The organism is Acinetobacter stercoris (assembly GCF_900323515.1).
In the GTDB taxonomy this organism is placed as follows: Bacteria; Pseudomonadota; Gammaproteobacteria; order Pseudomonadales; family Moraxellaceae; genus Acinetobacter; species Acinetobacter stercoris.
On record NZ_OOGT01000373.1, the window covers coordinates 1 to 1,601 of the forward strand.

At 52.0% G+C, this 1,601-nt stretch carries 2 pseudogenes; both read left to right on the plus strand.

Features of this window, described 5'->3' with window-relative positions:
• Positions 1-379 precede the first annotated feature (379 nt).
• Positions 380-913, plus strand: a pseudogene (locus tag KPC_RS20980) (hypothetical protein); the annotation flags it as partial.
• A 390-nt stretch (positions 914-1,303) separates the two neighbouring features.
• Positions 1,304-1,433 (plus strand): annotated as a pseudogene (locus tag KPC_RS20985) (hypothetical protein); the annotation flags it as partial.
• Between the last annotated feature and the right edge of the window lie 168 nt (positions 1,434-1,601).

A 1,601-nucleotide genomic window follows, 5' to 3' on the forward strand; every position in this document is an offset into this window, starting at 1 on the left:
CTACAGCGTAACCACTAATCCGAATGAAGCCGGTGCGACAACGACGGTTCACAATGTCGGCGATGCAATCAATAGCTTAACGACTGCAGTGACTACACCGCTGACCTTTACAGGGGATAGTGGNAGCTCGGTGAATAAACTTGGCTCGACATTGTCAGTGCTTGGGGATGGGAACATCACGACAACGGCAAGTCAGGGCCAGATCGCAGTGAGCCTGAATAAAACCNTGACAGGCCTGACCAGCATCAGCACGGGCAATACCTTTATTGACAGTAATGGTTTAAGCATTACAGGTGGCCCAAGTATCACCACGGCAGGCATTGATGCAGCGGGTAAAAAGATCAGTAATGTTGCAGCAGGTACAGCAAACACAGATGCAGTGAATGTCAGTCAGTTAACTGCAGCGAGTGCAGCCAGCGATGCCAGAACCGATGCTTTAGGTACCAGTACCGCCAGTAACCTGGGCGGTGGAGCAAGCTATGATACGACAACGGGTGAGATCAGTGCACCAAACTACAGCGTAACCACTAATCCGAATGAAGCCGGTGCGACAACGACGGTTCACAATGTCGGCGATGCAATCAATAGCTTAACGACTGCAGTGACTACACCGCTGACCTTTACAGGGGATAGTGGCAGCTCGGTGAATAAACTTGGCTCGACATTGTCAGTGCTTGGGGATGGGAACATCACGACAACGGCAAGTCAGGGCCAGATCGCAGTGAGCCTGAATAAAACCTTGACAGGCCTGACCAGCATCAGCACGGGCAATACCTTTATTGACAGTAATGGCTTAAGCATCACAGGTGGCCCAAGTATCACCATGGCAGGCATTGATGCAGCGAACAGCAAGATTAGCAATGTTGCTGATGGTACAGCCGCCAGTGATGCGATTAACAAAGGCCAGCTGGATACAGCATTAACAGCACAGGACAGCAAATCGGACGGGTTGGGAAGCAGTACGGCTGCGGCATTGGGCGGTGGAGCAAGCTATGATACGACAACGGGTGAGATCAGTGCACCAAACTACAGCGTAACCACTAATCCGAATGAAGCCGGTGCGACAACGACGGTTCACAATGTCGGCGATGCAATCACTAGCTTAACGACTGCGGTGACTACACCGCTGACCTTTACAGGGGATAGTGGCAGCTCGGTGAATAGACTTGGCTCGACATTGTCAGTGCTAGGGGATGGGAACATCACGACAACGGCAAGTCAGGGCCAGATCGCAGTGAGCCTGAATAAAACCTTGACAGGCCTGACCAGCATCAGCACGGGCAATACCTTTATTGACAGTAATGGCTTAAGCATCACAGGTGGCCCAGGTATCACCACGGCAGGCATTGATGCAGCGGGTAAAAAGATCAGTAATGTTGCTGATGGTACAGCCGCCAGTGATGCGATTAACAAAGGCCAGCTGGATACAGCATTAACAGCACAGGACAGCAAATCGGACGGGTTGGGAAGCAGTACGGCTGCGGCATTGGGCGGTGGAGCAAGCTACGATGTGACAACGGGTGAGATCAGTGCACCAAACTACAGCGTAACCACTAATCCGAATGAAGCCGGTGCGACAACGACGGTTCACAATGTCGGCG